The 22,236-nt window shown below is 68.4% G+C and carries 18 protein-coding genes; 9 read left to right on the top strand and 9 right to left on the bottom strand.

Translation table 11 applies throughout. The features are described from left to right. The first annotated feature begins 72 nt into the window (after positions 1–72). From EDD34_RS18665 to EDD34_RS18650, 4 genes are all read left to right on the top strand, one after another. The gene (locus EDD34_RS18665) at positions 73–7,890 is read left to right on the top strand and encodes a polymorphic toxin-type HINT domain-containing protein (protein WP_123815902.1); all 7,818 of its coding nucleotides are present in this window, start codon (positions 73–75) and stop codon (positions 7,888–7,890) included. After that, positions 7,883–8,443 carry a hypothetical protein gene (locus EDD34_RS18660; RefSeq protein WP_123815901.1) on the top strand — a complete coding sequence of 187 codons (561 nt, stop codon included), beginning with the start codon at positions 7,883–7,885 and terminating at the stop codon, positions 8,441–8,443. The genes EDD34_RS18665 and EDD34_RS18660 overlap by 8 nt, the downstream gene beginning before the upstream one ends. Before the next feature lie 142 nt (positions 8,444–8,585). Further along, positions 8,586–9,026 (top strand): SMI1/KNR4 family protein, encoded by a 441-nt coding sequence (locus EDD34_RS18655; RefSeq protein ID WP_123815900.1) that lies wholly within the window; start codon positions 8,586–8,588, stop codon positions 9,024–9,026. 1,066 nt (positions 9,027–10,092) lie between these two features. After that, positions 10,093–10,635: a hypothetical protein gene (locus tag EDD34_RS18650; protein ID WP_123815899.1), complete on the top strand. Its 543-nt coding sequence runs from the start codon at positions 10,093–10,095 to the stop codon at positions 10,633–10,635. 400 nt (positions 10,636–11,035) lie between these two features. Here the strand turns inward: EDD34_RS18650 and EDD34_RS18645 are convergent, their stop codons facing one another. After that, positions 11,036–11,410, bottom strand: a complete 375-nt coding sequence (locus EDD34_RS18645; RefSeq protein WP_123815898.1) for a hypothetical protein — start codon at positions 11,408–11,410, stop codon at positions 11,036–11,038. A 397-nt stretch (positions 11,411–11,807) separates the two neighbouring features. Here EDD34_RS18645 and EDD34_RS18640 point away from each other — a divergent pair, with 397 nt between their 5' ends. Next, the gene (locus EDD34_RS18640; RefSeq protein WP_123815897.1) at positions 11,808–12,440 is read left to right on the top strand and encodes a M23 family metallopeptidase; all 633 of its coding nucleotides are present in this window, start codon (positions 11,808–11,810) and stop codon (positions 12,438–12,440) included. Positions 12,441–12,807: 367 nt separating this feature from the next. On the opposite strand, the gene EDD34_RS18635 is transcribed toward EDD34_RS18640, so the two are convergent. The 3 genes from EDD34_RS18635 to EDD34_RS18625 all read right to left on the bottom strand — a co-directional run bounded on the left by EDD34_RS18635 (position 12,808) and on the right by EDD34_RS18625 (position 15,054). Beyond that, on the bottom strand, positions 12,808–13,233 hold the full coding sequence (locus EDD34_RS18635; protein WP_123815896.1) for a hypothetical protein: 426 nt from the start codon (positions 13,231–13,233) through the stop codon (positions 12,808–12,810). A 72-nt stretch (positions 13,234–13,305) separates the two neighbouring features. After that, on the bottom strand, positions 13,306–14,112 hold the full coding sequence (locus EDD34_RS18630) for an LppM family (lipo)protein (RefSeq protein ID WP_123815895.1): 807 nt from the start codon (positions 14,110–14,112) through the stop codon (positions 13,306–13,308). A gap of 144 nt (positions 14,113–14,256) precedes the next feature. Then, positions 14,257–15,054, bottom strand: coding sequence for an AraC family transcriptional regulator (locus EDD34_RS18625; RefSeq protein ID WP_123815894.1), 798 nt, complete (start codon positions 15,052–15,054; stop codon positions 14,257–14,259). Positions 15,055–15,104: 50 nt separating this feature from the next. On the opposite strand from EDD34_RS18625, the gene EDD34_RS18620 reads away from it, so the two are divergent. Next, the gene (locus tag EDD34_RS18620; RefSeq protein ID WP_123815893.1) at positions 15,105–15,518 is read left to right on the top strand and encodes a DUF2000 domain-containing protein; all 414 of its coding nucleotides are present in this window, start codon (positions 15,105–15,107) and stop codon (positions 15,516–15,518) included. A 73-nt stretch (positions 15,519–15,591) separates the two neighbouring features. Here the strand turns inward: EDD34_RS18620 and EDD34_RS18615 are convergent, their stop codons facing one another. From EDD34_RS18615 to EDD34_RS18595, 5 genes are all read right to left on the bottom strand, one after another. Then, on the bottom strand, positions 15,592–15,987 hold the full coding sequence (locus EDD34_RS18615) for a type II toxin-antitoxin system VapC family toxin (RefSeq protein WP_123815892.1): 396 nt from the start codon (positions 15,985–15,987) through the stop codon (positions 15,592–15,594). Next, positions 15,978–16,202: a type II toxin-antitoxin system Phd/YefM family antitoxin gene (locus tag EDD34_RS18610; RefSeq protein ID WP_123815891.1), complete on the bottom strand. Its 225-nt coding sequence runs from the start codon at positions 16,200–16,202 to the stop codon at positions 15,978–15,980. The genes EDD34_RS18615 and EDD34_RS18610 overlap by 10 nt, the downstream gene beginning before the upstream one ends. Positions 16,203–16,262: 60 nt before the next feature. Continuing rightward, positions 16,263–17,045: a LutC/YkgG family protein gene (locus EDD34_RS18605; RefSeq protein WP_123815890.1), complete on the bottom strand. Its 783-nt coding sequence runs from the start codon at positions 17,043–17,045 to the stop codon at positions 16,263–16,265. Then, complete coding sequence (locus tag EDD34_RS18600) at positions 17,042–18,469, bottom strand: LutB/LldF family L-lactate oxidation iron-sulfur protein (protein WP_123816656.1); 1,428 nt, start codon at positions 18,467–18,469, stop codon at positions 17,042–17,044. The genes EDD34_RS18605 and EDD34_RS18600 overlap by 4 nt, the downstream gene beginning before the upstream one ends. An 80-nt stretch (positions 18,470–18,549) precedes the next feature. Beyond that, positions 18,550–19,341: a (Fe-S)-binding protein gene (locus tag EDD34_RS18595; RefSeq protein WP_123815889.1), complete on the bottom strand. Its 792-nt coding sequence runs from the start codon at positions 19,339–19,341 to the stop codon at positions 18,550–18,552. A 95-nt stretch (positions 19,342–19,436) separates the two neighbouring features. Between EDD34_RS18595 and EDD34_RS18590 the strand changes: the two genes are divergently transcribed. The 3 genes from EDD34_RS18590 (at position 19,437) to EDD34_RS18580 (ending at position 22,121) form a co-directional block, all read left to right on the top strand. After that, positions 19,437–20,183, top strand: coding sequence for a FadR/GntR family transcriptional regulator (locus tag EDD34_RS18590; protein WP_123815888.1), 747 nt, complete (start codon positions 19,437–19,439; stop codon positions 20,181–20,183). Between the two features lie 95 nt (positions 20,184–20,278). After that, positions 20,279–21,304, top strand: coding sequence for a 3-oxoacyl-[acyl-carrier-protein] synthase III C-terminal domain-containing protein (locus EDD34_RS18585; protein ID WP_170177127.1), 1,026 nt, complete (start codon positions 20,279–20,281; stop codon positions 21,302–21,304). Positions 21,305–21,437: 133 nt separating this feature from the next. After that, positions 21,438–22,121, top strand: coding sequence for a SprT family zinc-dependent metalloprotease (locus EDD34_RS18580; RefSeq protein ID WP_123815886.1), 684 nt, complete (start codon positions 21,438–21,440; stop codon positions 22,119–22,121). Positions 22,122–22,236: the final 115 nt, after the last annotated feature.

Genomic DNA, 22,236 nt, shown 5'->3' with positions numbered 1-22,236 from the left:
GGCAGCACACGGGGCCGGCGGGCATCGCGCGCCGGACAGGCATCGCACGGGAAGACAGGATCTGGGGCAGTGATGAGCCAGCAGGACAACGCGCGACGCGGTGCGGGACGTGGTCGGTGGTCGACGGCCGGCGTGAGCCTGGTGGCCGCGGCGGTGACAGTGCTGGTCGGTGTCGACCCGGCTGCGGCCGCCCCGGCCGTGGGGCAGATCGTCGCGCTGGAGGTGGCCGCGGCGGCCGAGGTCGACGCGCTGGAGGCACGCAACGAGAACTTCGAGGAGGTGCTCGCCCAACTCGACTCGCAGGACCCGGCAGCGACGCAGGACCTGACCGCGCCGGCCTGGGAGCCTACCGCTGATCCGTCGGCCCCTGCTGAGGACCTTCCTGCCGAGACGTTGCCCCCGGTGGCGGACGACCCGGGTCAGGAAGGCTCGACCGAACCGGACGAGGACGTTCCGGCGGAGACGACCTCGATGTCCACGATGTCGCAGACAGCCTCGGGACTCGCCGATGCCGGCAGCAAGCTTGACGCGACCGCGCCGACCGGTGAACTCGACGAGTCCGGACCGGGCGGCGAACCCACGCCGTCGCCGGGCGCGGTGGCTGGCACCGCGGAGGAGGCGTCGCAGGAGGACGGAGTCGCCGCCACGACTGCGGACCTCTCGGCCGGCGACGCCCGCGTGGAGGTCGACGGTGTCCAGGTGACCGTGACCGGCGAGAGCAGCGCAGACGCTGCGCAGGGCAGCGAGACGCGGGAGCCTGCAGGCGGGGTCCGGGTCGCGGCAGCAAGCGTGGAGCCGGGAAAGTCTGGTGGCGCTCCGGGTCTGTTGGTGCGCATCGACGCGGCGGCGGTCGGTAAGAAGGCCACCGGCAAGAAGCAGGCTGCGGGAGACGAGGCGGCCACCAGTTCCGAGGAGGTTGCTCCGGCGGATGGCGTGGTCGATGTGCGCGTGGCGTACGAGCAGCTCGCCGCTGATGGCGGGCTGCCGGGAGGTGACTGGGCCTCGCGGCTGACGTTGGTCGACGTCTCGGGCTGTGGCGCGCAGGAGTTGGCGTCGGGCAGCTGTGAGACCGAGCCGGTCGAGGGCGTGGCGAACGACGTCGACGCGAAGACCCTGACCGCGCCCATGGCGGTGTCCGAGCAGGAGGCGACGACTCTGCTGGTCGCGGCGAACGCGTCGGGTGGCGGCGGTGACTGGGGCGCGACATCGCTGGCGCCTGCGGCGTCGTGGGGCGTGTCCGGCAGCACGGGTGCGTTCACCTGGTCGTATCCGCTCACGATGCCCTCTGCGGAGGGACCGGGCCCGCAGTTGAGCCTGTCGTACTCCTCGGCGGCTTCGGATGGCCGGGTGGCGTCGACGAACAACCAGGCCGGGGCCGTGGGTGAGGGCTGGTCGCTGACCGAGTCCTACATCGAACGGAAGTTCGCCCCGTGCGCGGACGATCAGGACGCCCAGGGTGGGCAGACGCCGAACAACGCGTCACACACCACCGGGGACATGTGTATTGGTCTGGACAACGCGACGATGGTGCTGGACGGGCAGGCCGTGGACCTGGTCAAGACCAGTGGCGGGGCCTGGCGGCCGAAGAAGGTCGACGGCACCAAGGTCGAGCGGAAAACCGGGGCGTCCAACGGCGACGAGGAAGGTGAGTACTGGCTGGTCACGACGTCCGACGGGACGAAGTACACGTTCGGTCGTGGGGAGCGGGCCTCGGACGGGTTGAAGACGGGCTCATCGTGGACGATGCCTGTCTACGGCAACCACCCGGGTGAGGCGTGCTACAAGGCGGCGGGCGATGGCGGGTTCGCGGCCTCGAAGTGCCGGCAGACCTACCGGTGGATGCTGGAGCACGTGGTCGAGCCGGCCGGCGGCACGATGACGTACGTCTACTCCACCGAGACGCGCAAGTACGGGCACAACCTGTCCGAGGGGACCTCCACCTATACGGCGGGCGGTTTCCTCAAGCGGATCCTGTACGGCACCCGGACCGGTAACGAGGGCGACGACCCGGCGCCGGTGCGCGTGGACCTGGAGCACTCGACCCGGTGCGTGCCGGGCCAGGGCGTGAACTGTGACGCGGGCCGGGTCAAGCAGAACCTGTCCGCGTGGCCGGACGTGCCTGGTGACCTGGTCTGCTACAAGTCGGCGTCGGAGTGCGGGATCGATGCGATCTCGCCGTCTTTCTACACCCTGTACCGGTTGGCGCGGGTGACCACGCGGGTGCATGACGGCAGTTCGTACAAGCCGGTGGACTCCTGGCGGCTGAACCAGTCCTTCGTCTCGCCCGGGGACGGTTCGCTCGGGGATGGCAGTGGGAAGGTGCTGTGGTTGCGCTCGATCCAGCACACCGGCCACGGCGGCACCACCGATACAGGCGATGACCTGTCGAACAACAAGGTCGTGTTCGCCTTCGACCTGCTGCCCAACCGTATCGACACGGACACCGATGGCCTGCCGCCGATGTACCGGCCGCGCGTGCTGGGGGTGCGCACCGAGTCCGGCGGAGTGATCAACGCGAACTACCGCACCGAGTGCGCTCCGGAAGACGTGCCCGCGGACACCGACGCGGCCAAGCGGGACAACACGCGCCTGTGCTTCCCGGTCGAATGGCGAGGCGACGATCTCCCGATCGACTGGTTCTACAAGTACGTGGTCACCAGCGTCACCCAGTCCGGCGCCTCACCGACCGCCGGTGGCGGGGGGATCGTGACCGGGTCCGAGGACCTGGTCACCAGGTACCGGTACGACGGCGGCGCGAAATGGGTCAAGCCCACCGGGCCCCTGACCGACCCCAAGGACGTCACGTGGTCGGAGTTCCGCGGGTTCCGCACGGTCGTGGTCACCGAAGGTGAGGGATCCCAGGCAAGCTCCACCACCACCCGCTACCTGCGGGGCGTGGACGGCTCCAGCTTCGACGTCGGCCCTGCCGGGCACCGGTACACAGTGAACGACCACGACGCCCTGGCCGGGCAGGTCGTGGAGGTCACCGATCACAACGGTGACAGCAGCCAGGACGCGATCTCGACCACGGTGACCGTGCCGAAGACACCGGTGACCGTCGCCACGGGGATCGACGACGTGGAGGCCACGCGCCTGACCGGCACCGTGGCGTACGGGTTCTCCATGGACGCGGCCGGCAGCGTCGCCACCCGTACGAAGTCCGTGACCACGTTGAACGCGCAGGCGCAGGTCAAGCAGACCGAGGACGCCGGTGACCTGGACACGTCGGGGGATGAGACCTGCTCGCAGATCTCCTACGCCCACGCAGGGACCGGTACCCACGCCGACACGCTCGAGTCGAAGAACATGGTGGCGCTGGTCGAGCGCACCCAGAACTTCGCCGTGGCGTGCGCGGACGTGGAAGCGGGCACGGTATCCCGGCCCGGAGACGTGCTGTCCGACACGGTCGCGACCTATGACGGCAAGGGTCAGGTGACCGCCACCCGAGGCATCGACCCGGACCTGGACCGTGCCACGGGCTCCCTCGGCAACGGCTCGGGTGAGGGCTATGTGACGTTCGAGGAGTTCACCTACGACAGTCTCGGGCGAGTCACCTCCACCACGGACGTCGCGGGCCGGACGTCCACCACCGCATACACGCCGGCCACCGGCACGATCCCGACGAAGATCGTCGCGACCGGGCCGGACCCGGACGGGACAGGCCCGAAGACGGCGATGTCGTCCACGACGACCTACAACGCGGTCACGGGCCAGTTGAAGGCCGCCACGGACACCAACGGGCAGAGCACTCGCGGCACCTACGACGCGCTCGGGCGTCTCGTCGAGGTGGTCTACCCGCAGCACGAGGGCCTGTCGGTCCCATCGGTCGAGTACGAGTACACCACCCGCGCCAACGGTCTGAACGTGGTGCTCACCCGTACCCTCGGCGCGGACCGGGACGATCAGCCGGTCCGGCGTGCGTCGGCGGAGTTCTACGACGGGCTCATGCGCGTGTTCCAGACGCAGGACGAGGCACTGGATACCGGTGAGCTGCGCGACGACGACGCCGCGACGCGGGGTCGACAGATCACCCAGGTGTTCTACGACACCGCCGGTCGCACGTGGAAGCAGACCAGCCCGCAGTACGCCACCGGCCTCGTCACTGACACGCCGGTGCAGCCGGAACTGATCGCCGACTCCGCCACGGTGTGGTCGTACGACGGCGCCGGCCGTCCGGTGGATGAGATCTTCTACGTCGGCAACCCGGACAACCACTCGTACGAGCGGTGGCGGACCGTGACCCGCTACGACGGCAGGTACACGACCGTGGTCCCGCCGAAGGGCGGCACCGCCCGCACGACCGTGGCCGACGCGCGCGGGCGCACCACCGCGCTGTGGGAACACAAGTCCCGCCCGACCGTGGACTCGGATACCGCGGACGGCCACTGGTACGTGCCCTCGACGCTGCCGGGCTTCGACCCGCGCACGGTGCCGGCGTCGTCCTACCAGAAGACGAGCTACACCTACGACCGGTTCGGGCAGATGACCTCGATGACCGGCCCGGGCGGCAACCAGTGGACCTACGGGTTCGACATGGGCGGCCGGCAGGTGCGCGCCTCGGACCCGGACTCCGGAACCACCACCACGACCTATGACCGGGCAGGCAACGTCGCCCGCACAGTGAACGGCAACGGGAACGACGCCGGGGCCACCCAGGCCGTGATCGACGCGAACACGCAGGTGTTCACCTACGACCGGCTCGGCCGGCCCACCCAGACCACCGACGGGGCCGGACAGGTGCGCTCCCGCTGGGAGTACGACACCACGCCGGGTCCGGACGGTACGGCGCTGGCAGGGCTGACGTCCTCGACCACGACCGTGCACGACGGGCTGGAGTACACCACCCGTGTGGACGAATACGACGGCGCGTACCGGCCGACGTCGTCCACGGTGGTACTGCCCGACGGCCTGGACCTGCTGAACGGGCTGGTGGGCCGGGAGTTCACCACGACCACCGAGTACCGCATCGACGGGTCGGTACGTCAGCAGGTCCTGCCGCCGGTGTCGCAGCTGGCCGAGGACGGTTCGGTCGCCGGGACCGTGCTCGGCAAGGAGCACGTGACCACGTTCTACGACGACGCCGGCCTGCCGACCTGGATGGGCGGCGGATTCGGCTGGGGCACCTACGTCGCCGACTCACAGTTCACCGCCGAGGGCCGCCCGCAGGCCATGGACCTGGGCACCACCTACGGCGCCGTTGCCACCTACGGGTACGAGCACGGCACCGGACGTCTGGACCGGATCGGGCTGTCACGCGAGCAGTACGACGCGCGTGACGTGGACATGGACTTCGAGTACGACCCGTCCGGGAACATCACCGCGATCCGCAACACCCCAGGCTTGGGAGACGCGGCCAACGGCGACCCGCACGCCAACGACGACAACCAGTGCTTCGACTACGACGGGCTCGGGCGCCTGATCGGTGCCTGGACCGACGCCGGTGGCACCTGTGCCGACTCGATCGGCGACGTGACCGCCAACCAGGTAGGCGGGCAGGGCTTCTCCGCCGCGCCGTACTGGAACGAATACACGTACGACGCGACCGGGAACCGCACCTCACTGGTCCAGCACGTGATCGACGACGGCGACGAGGTCGTCAAGACCTCCTACGAGCACGGCGCAGCAGGCCCGCACCAGGTCACCCACGTCACCCAGCAGACCGGCCCGGAGAGCACCATCGGCTCCGCGGCGCAGGTCACCGTGGGGGAGTACGAGTACGACGCGGCCGGGAACCAGACCGTGCGGACCATGTCCGAACCGGTCGACCCTGCCGATCCCGAGCAGGTCGAGGCCGACACCGACGGAGATGGGCTGGTCACCACCAGCCAGCTGATGGGCTGGAACTCGGGCGGTGACCTCGCCACCGTGGCGACCTCGGGTGAGGGAACCGAGGGCGAGAACACGACCGAGGCCGGCGAAGCCGAGTACGTGTACACCCCGGGCGGCGAACGGCTCGTGCGCATCGACGCCTCCGGGGCCACGATCTTCCTGGGCGGCCAAGAGATCCGTGTCGATGGCGCCGGAACCGTAGGGGCACTGCGGTACTACACGTTCGCCGGACAGACGGTCGCCGTTCGCGACGGTCGGGGCCTGGGCGGTGTGACCTCCCTGGTGGCCGACCACCAGGGCAGCACGATCGCCGCGGTACCGAACACGAACTGGACCCCGGACGCCGTCACCCGCCTGTACACCGACCCCTTCGGCGCCGACCGCACCCCCGCCGTCGTCGACCCCGACACCGGGGAGACACTGACCGGGAACGACCGACTACCAGGGGACAGACGCTTCCTCGCCGCAGCGGGAGGTATCGAGGACACTGCAACAGGACTGGTGCTGCTCGGTGCCCGCTACTACGACGCCGCGCTCGGACGGTTCATCTCGACCGACCCGCAACTGGACGCCGCCAACCCGGCCCAGTTCAACGCCTACGTGTACGCGGGCAACAACCCCGTCACGTTCTCCGACGCCTCCGGCCTGTCCTGGTGGAGCAGCATCAAGTCCGGGGCCTCCAAGGCCGCTGGCGCGGTGGGCGGGTTCGTCAAGAAGTACCAGGCCGAGATCGTCGGCACAGTCGCAGGAGCAGTCGTCTTCGGTGGCTGTATGGCCTTGACCGCAGGAGCCGGGTCGGTCGGCTGCGCCATCGCGGGCGGAGCCGTGGGCGGCGCGGTCACCAACCTGTGGAAGACCAAGGTCCAGAAGAAGAAGCCGTTCTCCTGGAAGAGCCTGGCCACCGACACCGCACTCGGCGCGGCAGGCGGACTCCTCGGGGCCGGTGCCGGAGCCGTGATCGGCCGGGCAGCACCAGCCATCACCTCCGCGGCATCCGGCGTGATCCGGTCTGCGAGTTCTGCGGTGACCAGCCGCGTCTCCGCCGCAGCAGCCGCCACGGCACGAGCTGTGGCGCAGAAGGCAGCCGCAGCCAAGAACGCCGCAGCAGCCGCCGCACAAGCCGCCAAGCAGCGCATCAGCTCGGCGGTCTCCAGCCTCAGGCAACGCGTGGCCAGCGCAGGCGGTGGATGTTCCTTCGCCGGCGCCACGGGCGTGCTCATGGCCGACGGCAGCATCAAGGCCATCGAGGACATCAAGCCAGGTGACAAGGTCATCGCGACCGATCCCGAGACCGACGAGAAGGCCGTCCGCGAGGTCGAGGCCACGCACGTACACGACGACGTCCTGGTCACCTTGCGTCTGGAGGATGGGCAGACCCTCCGCACCACGGAAGACCACCCGTTCTGGAACGCCACCGACCAGGAATTTCAGCGAGCAGACCAACTCGAACAGGGCGACAAGGTCCTGGACGACCACGGTGACCTGCACACCATCGCAGGCATCGAGAACGACGTGACGTTCGAACCGGCCTGGAACCTCACCGTCGCAGGCCTACACACCTACCATGTCATCACCGACCCCGCCCGCGGCCCACCAACCACGGGCGTCGTCGGCGGAACCATCGACGCGGACGCCACCAGTGTCCTCGTCCACAACTGCAGCCTCCTCCTCAAGCGCGCCAACGATCTGGCTGGGACGCTCCCGGGATACAAGAAGACGGTGGCCGTTGCTAGGGTTCAGGGAACGGATGATGCCGGTAACACCGTCTATCAGACGTGGGTGTCGACGAACCGCAAGAACCTTCCGAAGAGGTGGGACGGCGATTCGAACCCGATCGGTGGCGACGAATACTTCAAGTCGGGAAAGGGGCACGCCGAGGCAACCATTTTCGATTCGCTCGGGACGGATTGGAAGGTTGTCGAGATCGCCTCATCGACACGGATCTGTCCTTCGTGTATGGCTGCAGCGGTGAAAGAAGGACTTCGAAAGGGGCTATTCGGCACGGGATTCGGATGGTCTCGGACTGGAAACACGCGATTTAGGGTGATGTATCGTGGGTAACGACATCTCAGGCCTCATGGCGGGGCTCGCCGTGCTTCGCATGGCGCCGGTGGTGGAAATCACGAGCCCGGCGAGTGCGAAGTTGCTCACGCGGGTATCTGTACTCGCGACCGGCGAAAGCCCGATTGAGCGAAGGCTCTATGCGCAGTGGTTCAAGTTCTACGCGTTGCGCTCCCGCGACCTACCTGAAGAGGACCCGCGGTACTTGACTGCTTCTGCTGGCGAGGTTGCTGTCATTGCATGCCTGCCAGGTTTTTCCTACACAGGAGACCGTTCCGCAGACCTTGTAGACCTGGTTCTTGAGTTCTGGGAGTCTTGCGACGACCTGATTGCGGAAGGCGCGCCAGGCCCGGACATTCACCAGCGCGCGGGCGAGTCGTTTGAGTCGTTGGAGAAGGTGCGCCTCGAAAGCGATCGGGAGAGTTTGACGGCGGCTAGTGACGCCGGACTGGAGTATGGCAGGCTCGCCGTGCAGATCCTGAACCTTCAGCCAGCTATCCGTGATGCTGGAATGACCGTCGCGCGAGCGGCTGGATGGGAGAGTCGCACGTGACCGCGTGACCGCGTGACCGCGTGACCGCGTGACCGCGTGACCGCGTGACCGCGTGACCGCGTGACCGCGTGACCGCGTACGCCATTAGTAAGTTCGAAGCAATCTGCTTGCGCGATGGTGTCTTGGCCGCCAAGGTGTTCCTATGTGGCGAGATCTGATCGAAGGAATCTGCGATGATGCCGATTTCGGTACTCCTGCGGCTCAGCGCGAAATCGATGCTGCCGCGAGAGCAGTGGGCTCTCCCTTGCCCGATGACCTCAGCTCACTCCTGATGGAGTGCGGTGAGGTTACTGCGTGGTACGGCACACCCTATGTTTGGAGCGCCAACCGTATCGCGGATGAGAACGTGAAGATGTATACGGACCAGGCGATGGCAGATCTATATTTGCCGTTCGAAGGACTACTATTCTTCGGTGACAATGGCGGCGGGGATCGGTTTGCATTCGTGATGCGGGGAGGGCGAAACCACATCTTCGTGTGGGAGCATGAATCCGACAGCAGGCGATGGGTAGCTGGCGGATTGGAAGATTATCTGTGGCGCTCCCTGACCGACGGCGGCGACTCCTGGTATCAGGAAACATGATGTCGGACGCCAGTTGCCGACTCTCGTCGTTCTGACGTGCGTTGCCGCAGGTTACACCCGAGGTGACGGGTCCGCCAGTGCCGACTGTTTCCGTTTCTGGCGGTACCAGCGCCAGTAGTGGACGGAGTACATTCTATGCGGGCAATAGTAATGGCTTTGATACGGGTCAGAAGGCGGCGTTGGATCGACTGGGCATCACACGGGTTCGGAGTCGTGAAGGGTTCCATGCCGAAGAAGAGCTGCTAGAGGAGGTGCCGGACCTCGTTCGGGTCGGCGCGTACAAGCGGTTCCCGTGCGGGCCCGACGAGCACAACTGCGCATTGCAATTGGCAGAGCGCGGAGTAAAGGTGGATCAATGAGCGCACTTGGCGACGTCGTGGACCGGTTGGCCCAGGATGTCCGAGCATTGCCGAAGCGAGGCCAGGTCGGGTCTGTTCCTTACGGCGGCTGCCGTCCTCGCGGATAGCCGGCGGGATTGGCTTCAAACACAGCACAGAGTCTCGGAAGATGCTGTTTTCGAGGATGCTCTCGCCAAGCCGGCAGATTTCGCCTCCGGAAGATTGGACTCGGTTCCCCCGCGAGTAATCTCGGCAATCGAGACTGCGGTGATGTCGGAACTGTCCGAAGATGGTGCGAGCACCACTGTTCAGGACTGCTGGATCTGTCTGGACACTGCTCTTAGAGGGCCAACTGAAGGTTACGACATGGCTTCTGCGACCTGCTATATGCTCGAACCCCTGTTCCGATCTGTATCCACTCGGATCTTCGGAGTCGCGGATGTAGGTAGCGAGGCAGAAGAAATGGCAGAACCAGCAATGCTTGGGGACTCGGCGCTGCGCCAAGGCGTCTCAGCAGTCGAGCTCTGTATCGGTCAGATATCCACAAGTTTGATTGATGATCTTCTTCTATCACAGTTGCGGTCCACCATGTCGGCCATTCGCCCGTAAGCCATCCTCCGCCCGATCGCCGACGATGCAAGGGTCGAGCACGGACTGCGAGTGCTTGGGTCCTCCCTTGTTAGAAGCAAGATTCAGAGCGGCGGTCGGTACCTCGTTCGGTTGGGTGAATGATGCTGCAGGAAAATCTAGCCAGATTGAAAGAGGTCCTCCGTTCGGCGGGGCGACCAGTAGTTGACGCGCTACTGCCTGGTATCGAAATTGACAGCTCGCGCTCGACGCGAGGTCCATTTCCGGACGACGCACGAGTGTGGTTCGCATGGACGTCGGGGTTGAGGGAGTCCCCTGTCCTGACGGTTGACGAATCCAGTCTGATTCCAGGATATTATCCAATTTCACTCGAAGAGTCGCGCGGGTATGTCGAGGCGTGGGGTGCTAATGCTGCGCACGACGTGGGTGGCGAACACTATCTCCCATTTCTCGGGGCCCCGAACGGGGACAACTACGCGTTCGTGTGGTCGCCCGACGGGTACACAGGGATTGCTGGATTCCTGGTTGGTGAGAGCGTGGAGATTGAGTTCACTTCCCTCGAACAGATGCTGAGTTACGTACTCGAGTGCTACGCGGAAGGGGCATTCTACGTAGACTCGGCAGGCCTGCTTTCAATGAATGCAGATCTTTGTGACGCGATACTTGAACAAATTCAAGATTGAACGCAAATCGGGCTAGGGTTCAGGGTACGGATGATGCCCGTAACGCTGGCTACCGGACGTGGGTGTCAACGCAGTGCGGGACGCGACGTTCAGCCTCGATCGGGTCTGTCCAATGGTTGACACGCTGGCAGGAAGCGCCCATCGAGGTCGACACTGTTGCCGCCGCCTCGATGGGCACGGTTACCTCCATGTCGGACATATCGCACCTCCAAAGCTAACCTGGTTCAGCTTAGTGGCCAAGGTGGCCATGGCGGAGTTCACCCGCTGTCAATGACACGTTGGGACTCCAAAGGCTCCAGGACATGAGAAGTAGGGAGAAGGAACGTCCGCTCGCGCATCGCGCCTGAGTGTTGTGCCTGGTGGCTCAGCTTGAAGCGGCCTCGTGGGCGAAGGGAGTGGCTCAGCCTGGTAGGCCGCCCCACCTGACGAACTGGTCTGTGAGGATGCCAAGGAGTGCCAGCCCGCCGAGCCCTGATGCGGCGACGATTCCTCGGCGCTGACTTGCTCTGAGCAGGAGGAGCGTGACGGTGGCGTAGCTGATAGAGATGACGATCGCGGAAGCGAAGGCTGGGGTGAAGCGACTGTCGGGCGAACAGCCGGGCGGAGCGGGGTCGGTCAGCACGCACGCCGTCCCAACCTCGGCCGGTCGGGCGAGCACCCAGATGTTCTCCAGCGAAAGGGCTGCGATCGCTGCAGCAGCGAGAAGGGCGAGCACAGGTACCGTCGCGCGGAGCTTTTCTCGGGCGGTCCGTCCACTCATGTCAGTCTGGCCCACGCTCCAAGAGCGTATCGATCGAGTGCGGGATGGCGCCAGACATCGGAGCGCGGCCGCCGCCGGAGGCGGCCAGGCCTGGGGGCAGTGTCGCGGCATGGGCTCGTCGACCAGTCGCTATGGACGACGGACCGGCCCAGGTGCCGATTCGTGGCCGTTGTATCCGGTGCGAGTGCGGCTTGAGGTGGGCTCGTAAAGGGAGCGGCCATCTGCATCCTGACCGATCGTGATCGAGTCGTGCGGGCCGAGATCGAACCAGCCACCCATCAGCCGGCTGACCAACCTGCCTGGACATCACAACCAAAGCTCTCAACGCACCCGGTCGACCCGCCACACATCAGGTCGTTCATCGAGTGGCACCATAGAGATCGTTGATCTGCCGGGAGTCAGGAGGAATCCGTTGGCTGCACTCGTTGACCTGGAATACCCCTTCATAGGTCGATGGCTGACCCAGAACAGCCCGGCCAACCGTGTGCCGAGCCACGGCACGACGCTGTTCGGGACGTCCTATGCGATCGACTTCGTTCCTGTGGACAAGGCCGGGCACACGGCCCCGCTCACGTTCGCGTCCCTCGTGCGTCCGGAGCCGACGGACCGCTTCCCGGGCTTCGGACGCCGCGTACTGGCGCCCATCGAGGGCGTCGTCGTGGCCGTGCGCGATATCGAGCCGGATCACGTGGCATATCGTGGTTTGCCCTCGGTCGGCTACGCGCTGACCCAGCGTCGCCGAGCTGCTGGGGGCTGGCCGGCACTCGCCGGCAACCATGTGCTGATCGAAGGTGACGGTGTCGTTGTTGCCGTGTGCCACCTTCAACAAGGCAGCGTCGAGGTTCGTTCAGGCCAGCACGTTCGCCTCGGCGGCCTGCTCGGTTCCTGTGGCAACTCGGGCAACAGCACTGAGCCACATGTCCATCTGCAAGCGGTCGACGGCCGGGACATCGAGCGAGCCAAGGCCGTCCCCCTGGCTTTCCAGGGCAGGCTCCCGCGAAACGGTGAGATCGTCGACGCCAGAGCAGCCGGCACGCCTGAATAGCCGCGTACCCGATGACGGTGATACCTCTGAGCCAGGCCCTGGAGGCCGGTGTGGTCCTGATCGACGGCTCCCCGACCCCTACCGGCAACCACACGGGCGCCGGCACGACGAATTTCAACGGCAAGCACCGCAAGCAGGCCCTGAACATCCAGGTCGCCGCCCAGCTGAACGGTGCTCTGGCCGCGGTCTCGGTCCCGGTGCGTGGTTCCCGGCACGACTCGCGTGCACTGGAGGAAGTCGGCTGCCCACCTCAAGCAGTGGAAGATCCTGTCCACCAGCGACCGAGGCCGCCTGACCGAACTGCCAAGCGTGGTCCAACTAATCACCAACCTTGAGTTTTACCGCCAGACCCCGTGAACAACGCTGACTACGCGGCCGGCGTCGCCACGGCCAGCTTGGCCGCGAACCCCTGCTCGGACGCGCGCGGGATGACGATGCCGAGCTCCTGGCCGTCAGCGGTGACGGCGTCCCACACGGGGGTGCCCGGGTCGAGGAAGAAGAGGTCCTTGGCCGCGCGGGGCCGCGACTCGTGTGAGCGCAGGGTGAGCGTGATCGGTTCTCCCTGCGGCTTGACCCAGGTCAGGCGGTGTTCGTCGTCGACGGTCACGACGGCCTTGGTCCACTTCTTGGGCTTGTGCAGGCCGGGCACCTTGCCGGAGCGGGCCCAGATGATGATCTGAATGCTCTCGGTGCCTGTGCGCCGCGCCGCCTGCCGACGTGAGATGAACTGGAAGAGGAGCGTGCCGCCGGCGATGCTGGCGAGAGCGACGACAGCAGTACTGATGATTTCCACGATCGTTGCCTCTCGAAGGGGGGATGGCCTGCGGCGGAGACTCCGCCACAGGCCACGGCTGGTGTGGACGGATCAGGCCTGGTCGGTGCCGACGGGATCTGCCGCAGCGGTCGGCGGTGTGGATTCCCCGGTGGCCGTCGTCTTGCGGTTCCGGGCTGCGCGGATCCCGGCGAAGATCAGGCCGACGACGAGGCCGATCCCGGCGCCGATGATCACCGTGCCCAGCAGGGAACCCCAGAAGCCGGTCTCCTCCTGCTCGGCGGCGCTGTCAACCGCGGCGGCCTCCTCCGCGGCGGCAACCTCGTCGCCCGTGAGTGCCGAGGCGCGGGCCGTCAGCGTGTTCTCCTCGCCGATCTCGGCAGCCCACGTGACCGTGTTGCCGTCCGTCTTGCCGTTGGACTCGATCACCTCGCCGGGGAACGTGAACGCGATGTTCACGGCGAACTGCTTGAGCAGTTCCTGGGTCGCCGGGTCGGCGAGCTCCTCCTCGGTCATGTCGAGATCCTCGGTGGTCATCGGAAGGCTGCCTTCGACGAGAAACTCGTCGCCGTCGCGCACGATCGACATCTCGCTGTCGGAGAAGTCGTCGAGCGGGGATCCCTCGAAGATGTAGCGCGTGCCGGTGAAGCCGCCCTCGGCGTAGGGCTCGACCTCGGAGGCGTCCTCGCCGAACGAATCGGCGTCGGCTCCCTCGAGCAGTTCCTCGGGCGTCGCGCCGATGGCCGCAGCCGCCGAGTCCTCGACGGCGACGACGACCTCGCCGTCGACGGTGTCGTCGCCGTTGATCGTGAGGGCCATGTCCATCTTGATGCAGCCTGCGAGCAACAAGGTCGTTGCAGCCAGCGCGGTGGCCGCGAGCGTACGTCGTGCGTGGTTCATGGGCGAATTCTTGCGTGGAGGAAACAGCTCGAATGACGGTTGGGCGGGACTTGTCGTAAATTCATCCCCTCTCCGAGGACATCGTTATACGGGCGTGACGGAGCGCACCCACAGCGTGGTGCTCGGTGCAGGCTGCCTGCAGGGCTACGCCACTCGTCCTCCGCGCTGGTACTGCCCCGGGGCCGTGCGGAGCAGCCTGCGGAAGTGTCGGGCGAGGTGGGCCTGGTCGTGGAACCCGGTGGTGGCGGCGACGTCGGCGGGGGGCTCCCCCGCGAGCAGACGGCGTCGTGCCAGGTCGAGTCGCCGGCCCACGAGGTAGCGGTGTGGCGGAAGGCCGAACTCGCGGCTGAACGCGCGGACCAGGTGGGGGACGGTCACGCCGATCTCGTCGGCGACGTCGGCGAGCCGGACCGGCCGGGTGGGGTCGGCGTCGAGCAGTTCGCGGGTGCGCCGGGCGGTCGAGGCCGTGGCCGGTTCGCGTGGCGATGTCGGCCGGCCGGAGAGATGCCAGACCAGCCCTTCCGTGACGAGGGCGAACAAGCTCTCCGCCGCGAGTTCCTCGCGCAGCGTGAGCGCCCGGTCGAGCCCTGCGAAGCGGGTGCGGAGCGAGTGGTCCAGGACGAGCGGCGCGTCGACCGCATGGCCGACCAGGCCGTCGTCGAGCGCACCGGGTTCGAGGTAGATCACCCGTTTGCGGAAGCCCACCGCGTTCACGGAGCGACCGTCGTGCACCACTCCCGGAGGCAGCACGGTGACTCCTGCCTCCCGCGCCGCGTGCTCCCGGCCGTCCAGGCCGTAGCCGATGAGGCCGTGGTCCACGATCAGCACGGTCCAGGTGTCGTGCGTGTGCGCCGGGTAGGAGTGCTCGCGCCAGGCGGCGTGCAGCACCTCCGTGATACCGGGGATCTGCGGTCGCCAGGCGCGGACGACATCCTCAGCCATGTCAAGAACGTACAAGATCCGCGCCGCCGCCCGGTCGCAGTCTGGATGCCATGACCTTCGAACAAGCCAAGATCGTGATCGTGCTGCGCGACGACCTGCTCGGCTGGCAGGAGAACAACGTCACCGCCTTCCTGGCCAGTGCCGTGACCGCGGCCTACCCCGAACTCGTCGGAGACGCCTACCGCGACGCCGACGGCCGCGAGTACCTGCCGATGCTCGGCACGCCCGTGATGGTCATGGTGTCCGACGGCGATCGCCTCGCCACGATCCGCACCCGCGCCGAGACCCGCGGGCTGCGCATCGGCGTCTACACGGCGGACCTGTTCGCCACGGGCAACGACGTCGACAACCGGGCGGCCGTCGCCGCGGTCGCCACGGAGAAACTCGACCTGGTCGGCGTCGCCGTGGCCGGCGAGCGGCGCGTGGTGGACAAGGCCGTCAAGGGCGCCAAGTTGCACCCGTGACGAAGGCGTCAGACGTCCTCAGATGTCGCGTGGACCACGTGCAGCGCCAGCTACCTGTGGACGCCTGAAACGGTCACCAGGCGATACGGACGCCCGGGAGTCCTGTGAATGCGGCGTCAGCCGTGACCAGGACAACGTTCTCGACGATCGCCTGTGCTGCGAGCAGCCGGTCGAACGGGTCGCGGTGCTGCCAGGGCATGGAGCCGGCGTGGAGCGCGTGGGCGGTAGTCAGGTCGAGGGGAGTCGCGTCGATGTCCTCGACTCGGCGGTCCCAGGTGTCCACCAGGGGGCCGGCGTCGTCGAACTTGCCGAGGCGAACCTTGGTGGCGATCTCCATGGCCGAGACTGCCGAGACGAGGAGCTGATTCTGAGTCGATCGGAGCTTTGTGCACAACTCGCTGTCGAGCTTCTCGGGCGCGCTGAGAAGCCAGACGAATGCGTGCGTGTCCAGAAGATACGTCACTCCCATGCGGAGAGCTCATCCTCGTCGAGCGGCTCGAAGAAGAAGTCGTCCGGCAGATTGATCGGCACGGTGCCGAACGTGCGCTCGGCGACGGGCTCCACAGGTGTCAGGCGCACCATGGGTTTTCCCGCCCGGGCGATGGTCACCTCGTCGCCGTGCTGAGCGCGCGCGATCAGCCGGGACAGGTGAGTCTTCGCTTCTTGGACATTGACGACTGTCATGGACCCAGTATCGTTCGGCTCTCTGGTCTGGTCAACCTGACCAGGTCAGGTGTGGCAGTCTCAATCGACGAGCACCACATGCAACGTCCGGGGCCCGTGCACTCCCTCGACGCGGTTCAGTTCGATGTCGCTCGTGGCGCTCGGGCCGCTGATCCACGTGAGCGGGCGTTCGGGGTGATGCGCCAGCAGCCGCACCGCCTCCGGGACCGTCTGCACCACCTGGTCGGCGCGGACCACGCAGATGTGCACGTCCGGGACCAGGGAGATCGCGCGCCGGCCCTGGTCGGGGCCGGCGTCGAGCACGATCGTGCCGGTCTCGGCGACCGCGACGCGCGCCGCCGTCACGACGCCGGCCGTCCGGTCGAGGTCCGACGGCGCGAGGGGCGCCTCGGGCGTGTCGGCGACGACGTCCACACCGTCGTCGGACTCGGAAATCGACGCTACCCACTCGGGGTGCAGTCCGGCGGGCACGACGACGCGCGCGCCCGCTGTGCCGAGCGCCTCGGGACGCGCGAGCGCGGCCCCGCGGCGCCGCGCCCCGGGGCAAGGCGCCGCCTCGGATCCGGCCGACGCGGCGGAACCCGGTACGTCCCCCGCCGGGCCATCCGCTGCCAGTTCGGCCGAGAGGCGCGCAACCACCACGGCCACCTCGTCACCCGACGCGCGATGGACGTGTGCCTTGTAGTCCTCCAGCCGGTCGACCAGCAGGTCCAGCACCTCCGCCGACCCCACGACATGCTCCCCGCGTTCCCGGTACTCCCGAGGAACATCCACGGCAGCGCCCGAAGTACTGCTCAGGGCGGTCCGTATCCGGTCCAGGATCTCGGCTCGGGCGTTCGTCATCCGTCCTCCTTCTCGTGGCCGGCCCACCAGTCCCGGAACGTCTGCTTCGGCGGCACGGGCAGGTCGCGCGAGTCCGTCCACGCGGCCCCCGGCCCGGGAAGCCGTGAGATCACGCCGTCCCGCCCGCCCGCGACACGCCCCACCCGCCCGAGCCGAGCCGCCCGGCGGAACCGGCCGCCGTCGGACATCACCGTCGCCGCGGCCTTCATGGCCATGCCCCAGCCCCGCCCGGCAGAGCCCGACTCGACCTCCCGCGCCCGCAGGTCCACCAGGATCGACGGGATGTCGATCTTCACGGGGCACACGTCGTAGCAGGCACCGCAAAGTGTCGAGGCGTACGGCAGGTCGGAGGACTCGCCGGTGAGCTGCGGGGTGAGGATCGCGCCGATCGGCCCGGGGTAGACGGACCCGTAGGCGTGCCCGCCGACCCGCTCGTACACGGGGCACACGTTGAGGCATGCCGAGCAGCGGATGCAGTGCAGCGCGGAGCGCCCCACCTCGTCGGCGAGCACGCGCGTGCGCCCGTTGTCGAGCAGCACCAGATGGAACTCGGACGGCCCGTCGCCCGGTGTCACGCCCGTCCACATCGACGTGTACGGGTTCATCCGCTCGCCGGTGGAGCTGCGCGGCAGGAGCTGGAGGAACACCTCGAGGTCCGTGAACCGGGGGATCAGCTTCTCGATCCCCATCACGGTGATCAGGGTCTCCGGCAGGGTGAGGCACATCCGCCCGTTGCCCTCCGACTCGACCACCGACAGCGTCCCCGTCTCGGCGACGCCGAAGTTCGCCCCGCTCACCGCCACCTTCGTGGAGAGGAACTTGCGCCGCAGGTGCGCCCGGGCGGCCATGGCGAGCTCGCGCGGCACGTCGGTGAGGTCCGGCGGCGCGTCGTCCATGCGCTCGGTGAAGATGTCGCGGATCTCCGCGCGGTTGCGGTGGATCGCGGGGACGAGGATGTGGGAGGGCATGTCGTCGGCGAGTTGCACGATGAGCTCGGCCAGGTCCGTCTCGACCGCGTGGATGCCCTCGGCCTCCAGCGCCTCGTTGAGCCCGATCTCCTGCGTGGCCATGGACTTCACCTTGACGACTTCGGTGGTGTCCTTCGCGTGGATCAGGTCGGCGACGATCCGGTTCGCCTCGGCGGCGTCCCGCGCCCAGTGCACGACGCCGCCCCGCGCCGTCACGTTCCGCTCCAGCTCTTCCAGCAGCTCGGGCAGGTTGTCCATGACCTGCGTCTTCAGGGCGGAGCCGGCGTCGCGGAGCGCCTCCCAGTCGGGCACCTCGCCGACCACCGCGGCCCGCTTGGCGCGGATCGTCGAGGTGGCGTGGCTCAGGTTGCGCCGCAACTGGTCGTTGCCGAGCTCGCGCCGTGCGGCGTCCGGGAACGACGGTCCCCAGTGCAGCGGGTCGGCCGGGGCGGGCATCCCCAGAAAGACGGTGCTGCCCGACGGCGTGCCGTGGCCGGGCAGGGTGGTGCCCGACGCCGGCCGGGCGGGCTGCGCGTTCATCGTGCGTCCTCCACGGGGTGCCAGGGCCGCTCGTGCGTGGCAGCGAGAATCTCGGCGAGGTGGATGGTCCGGACGGCGGCCCCCGAACCGTGGCGCGCGGTGCGCGACAGGCCGCCGCCGATGTGCATGAGACACGAGTAGTCGCCGGCCGTGAGGAATTCCGCGCCCGTGCCGGTGACATGGCGGACCTTGTCCGCGAGCATCGCGGCCGACGTGTCGGCGTTCTTCAGCGCGAACGTGCCGCCGAAGCCGCAGCATCCCTCGGCTTCCGGGAGGTCCGTCAGCTCGATCCCGTCGACCGCCCGCAGCAGGCGGAGCGGCCGGTCACCGACCCCGAGCATGCGCAGGGAGTGGCAGGTCGGGTGATAGGTGACGCGGTGCGGGAACCAGGCGCCGACGTCGGTCACCTCGAGGACGTCGACCAGCAGCTCCGACAGCTCGTAGGTGCGGGCCGCGACGGCGGTCGCCGTGCGCGCCTCTCCGGCCAGGCCGGCGCGGTCGAGCACCATGGCCTGCTGGTGCCTGATCGAGCCCGTGCACGACCCGGACGGGACGACGACGGCGTCCCACTCGCCGTCGGCCACGGGCGCGAACGCCCGCACGTGGTTGCGCACCACGGGCACGGCCTCGCGCTGGTAGCCGGTGTTGACGTGCATCTGACCGCAGCATGCCTGCTGCTCGGGGACCACGACGGTGTGGCCGAGCCGTTCCAGCAGGCGGACGACGGCGGTCGGCGCCTGGGGGAACATCGCGTCACCGAGGCAGGTGGTGGCGAGGGCGATGCGCATTCTGAATCCTTTCAAAACCGTACCGCCGCGGGCGGCGGTGCGCGCTTCGGCACACCGTACCTCATGTGGTCCGACCACAGGGGTAGCGTGACCCCATGCGTACGCACGAGCGCGTTCTCGCGCAGATCGAGGCCGAACTCGCCGCCGGGCGATGGGCGCTCGGGGAGCGGCTGCCGGGCGAACGGGCCCTCGCCGAGGAACTGGGTGTGTCGCGGGCCTCCGTGCGCGAGGCGATCAGGGTCCTGGAGGCGGCGGGCGTGGTCCGGACCGCCGTCGGATCCGGGCCGACGGCGGGCGCCGTCGTGATCGACCGGCCCGCCGCCGGGCTGCGCATGGCCATGCGCCTGCACGTCTCCTCGGGTGCGCTACGCGTGCCGGACGTCGTGGCGACCCGGGTGCTGCTCGAGACGTGGGCGATCCGGGCGGCGGCCGACAGGCTCCGGGCCCGCGAGATCGACGGCACGGCGCTGGCGGGCGCCCGGCGACTGGTGGACGCCATGGAGGAGCCCGGCCTGGGTCCCGCCGACTTCATCGCGAGCGACCAGGCCTTCCACCTCGAATTCGCCCGCATCGCCGGGAACCAGGTGGTGGAGGCCTTCATGCTGGGCCTGCGCGGTGCGATCGGTGAGTACGTGTCCGCCGGGGTCGCCCGCCTCCCGGACTGGCCGATGACCTCCGCCCGGCTGGCCGCCGAGCACGCCGGGATCCTCGAGGCCGTCGCCGTCGGGGACGGCGTGACCGCGGCGCGGCTGGCGCGGGAGCACATCGAGGAGTTCTACGTCGAGGCGGGCCTGGCGGGCGAAGCCGAAGGGCTGCCGCCCGGTGCGCGTCCGGGGTGCTGACCCGCGCACCGCGGACAGCTCCTGCCGCCCGGCCGGATCACCGTCGGCCGGCGGCCGGGCCGGGAGGCCGCCGGCGACGTGCCATGATCAGATCCATGCTCACGCTGCCCGCCGGCCCCGCCGGCTCCCGGATCGTCGGCCTCGGGCATCACCAGCCCGCGAAGGTCATGACCAACGACGACGTCGCGCGGCTCGTCGAGACGAACGACGAGTGGATCCGGTCACGCACCGGCATCATCACGCGCCACGTGGCGGACGACGACGTCAGCGTCGCCGACATGGCGACCGCCGCGGCACGGCACGCGCTCGCGGACGCGGGCCTCACGCACGAGGACGTCGACCTGGTCGTGGTCGCGACCACGACCGCCATGGACCGCACCCCGAACACCGCCGGGCGGGTCGCCCACGCGCTGCGAACCGGCTTCCCGCCGGGGGCGAGCACGCCGGAGGGTGAGGAACCGCCGGACCTGCGCGGTGTCGTCGGCCCCGGCGTCATCGACGTCAACACGGCGTGCTCCGGGTTCGCGTACGCCGTGGGCCTCGCGGACCAGGCGATCCGCGCCGGCAGCGCGCGCACCGCCGTGGTCGTCGGATCCGAGAGACTCACCGCCGTGACGGACTGGACCGACCGGTCCACGTGCATTCTCACCGCCGACGGCGCGGGCGCGGCCGTGCTGCGGGCGGCGGACGAGCCCGGCGTCGGTCCGGTGGTGTGGGGATCCGAGCCGGACATCACGTCCAAGGTGCTCATCGAAGCACCGGAGGACAAGTTCGCCCAGGACGGCCGCGCGGTCTTCAAGTGGGCGATCATGTACGCCGCCGACCGGGCCCGGCGCGCGGTCGAGGCCGCCGGACTCGGGCTCGACGAGATCGAGGTGCTCGTGGCGCACCAGGCGAACCTGCGGATCATCGAACCGCTGGCGAAGTCGCTCGGGCTCGAGGGCAAGGTGGTCGTCACCGACATCACCGAGTCCGGCAACACCTCCGCGGCCTCGATCCCGCTCGGGCTGTCCAAGTGGTGGCACGCCGGCAAGATCCCCGCCGGGGTGCCCGCGCTGCTGTTCGGCTTCGGCGGCGGGTTCACGTGGGCGGGCGAGGTGGTCCTCACCCCGGAGCGGTAGCGGGACGGTCGGCGGTGGGGGATTCCCCGCGCCTGACCTGCACGGTGTGGATAACTCCCGCCGGGTGTCAGACAGCTTTCCTAGATTCGATGTCGTCCGGACGGCCCGGACGGCGATGGACCAAGGGGGCATCATGAATCTTGTCGAAGCTCGGAACCTGGCGCGGGAACTCATGGACCGGCACGGCCTGACGGACTGGAAGTTCGAGTACGACGACGCGAAGCGCCGCGCCGGCATGTGCCACTACGCGAGGCGCCGCATCAGCCTCTCGGCTCCGCTCACGAGCGTCTACGACGAGGGCGAGGTCCGTGACACCGTGCTGCACGAGGTCGCGCACGCGCTCGCGGGCAGCGCGGCGGGCCATGGGGCGGAATGGCGGGCGAAGGCCCGGGAGATCGGGTGCTCCGGCCTGCGGTACGTGGATCCGGGCGCGCCGACCCTGGACGGGCCGTGGATCGGGGTGTGTCCCCGCGGGCACCGGGCGACCCGGTTCCGCCGGCCGGGCGCCCCGATGTCCTGCCGGAGGTGCGGTGGCGGCGCGAAGACCTTCGAGCCGTCGCACCTCGTCGCGTGGACCTACCGCGGCCACGATGCGGCGATGGGCGAGCGGTACGAACGCGAGTTGCGCGCGATGTGCGTGCAGTTCGGCGTGGAGGTGTCGGTGGAGCCGGGCACCGAGGAGCGGATCGCGCGTGCCGCGGCGTCCGGGCGGGCGTTGGTCGTGGAACCGCTCGACCTGAGCGTCCTCGACCTCGAGGAGCCCGCCAGTGACGTCCCGGCGGGCGATCGGTGGCGGAGTCCCGTGTCGAGGGGGTGACCGGGGTCCGCGTGCGGGATGCGGGCCGAGCCCGTTCCGGGCGGCCCGCATCCCACCGTGCGTGGATGTCTGGGGCGCGGCTGGGTTGGCAAGCGCTTTCCAATTCTGTCCCGGC

It is taken from the genome of Myceligenerans xiligouense, assembly GCF_003814695.1.
Classification (GTDB): domain Bacteria; phylum Actinomycetota; class Actinomycetes; order Actinomycetales; family Cellulomonadaceae; genus Myceligenerans; species Myceligenerans xiligouense.
Note: the sequence above shows the minus strand (reverse complement) of the source record. Positions and strands in the feature narration are given on the sequence as shown.

What these genes read in the sequence shown, in the direction of transcription:
- EDD34_RS18665 (WP_123815902.1), top strand. Translation starts at nt 73, where the DNA reads ATGAGCCAGCAGGACAACGCGCGACGCGGTGCGGGACGTGGTCGGTGG.
- EDD34_RS18655 (WP_123815900.1), top strand. Translation starts at nt 8,586, where the DNA reads ATGTGGCGAGATCTGATCGAAGGAATCTGCGATGATGCCGATTTCGGT.
- EDD34_RS18650 (WP_123815899.1), top strand. Translation starts at nt 10,093, where the DNA reads ATGATGCTGCAGGAAAATCTAGCCAGATTGAAAGAGGTCCTCCGTTCG.
- EDD34_RS18630 (WP_123815895.1), bottom strand. Translation starts at nt 14,112, where the DNA reads ATGAACCACGCACGACGTACGCTCGCGGCCACCGCGCTGGCTGCAACG.
- EDD34_RS18625 (WP_123815894.1), bottom strand. Translation starts at nt 15,054, where the DNA reads ATGGCTGAGGATGTCGTCCGCGCCTGGCGACCGCAGATCCCCGGTATC.
- EDD34_RS18620 (WP_123815893.1), top strand. Translation starts at nt 15,105, where the DNA reads ATGACCTTCGAACAAGCCAAGATCGTGATCGTGCTGCGCGACGACCTG.
- EDD34_RS18615 (WP_123815892.1), bottom strand. Translation starts at nt 15,987, where the DNA reads ATGGGAGTGACGTATCTTCTGGACACGCACGCATTCGTCTGGCTTCTC.
- EDD34_RS18610 (WP_123815891.1), bottom strand. Translation starts at nt 16,202, where the DNA reads ATGACAGTCGTCAATGTCCAAGAAGCGAAGACTCACCTGTCCCGGCTG.
- EDD34_RS18605 (WP_123815890.1), bottom strand. Translation starts at nt 17,045, where the DNA reads ATGACGAACGCCCGAGCCGAGATCCTGGACCGGATACGGACCGCCCTG.
- EDD34_RS18600 (WP_123816656.1), bottom strand. Translation starts at nt 18,469, where the DNA reads ATGCCCGCCCCGGCCGACCCGCTGCACTGGGGACCGTCGTTCCCGGAC.
- EDD34_RS18595 (WP_123815889.1), bottom strand. Translation starts at nt 19,341, where the DNA reads ATGCGCATCGCCCTCGCCACCACCTGCCTCGGTGACGCGATGTTCCCC.
- EDD34_RS18590 (WP_123815888.1), top strand. Translation starts at nt 19,437, where the DNA reads ATGCGTACGCACGAGCGCGTTCTCGCGCAGATCGAGGCCGAACTCGCC.
- EDD34_RS18585 (WP_170177127.1), top strand. Translation starts at nt 20,279, where the DNA reads ATGCTCACGCTGCCCGCCGGCCCCGCCGGCTCCCGGATCGTCGGCCTC.
- EDD34_RS18580 (WP_123815886.1), top strand. Translation starts at nt 21,438, where the DNA reads ATGAATCTTGTCGAAGCTCGGAACCTGGCGCGGGAACTCATGGACCGG.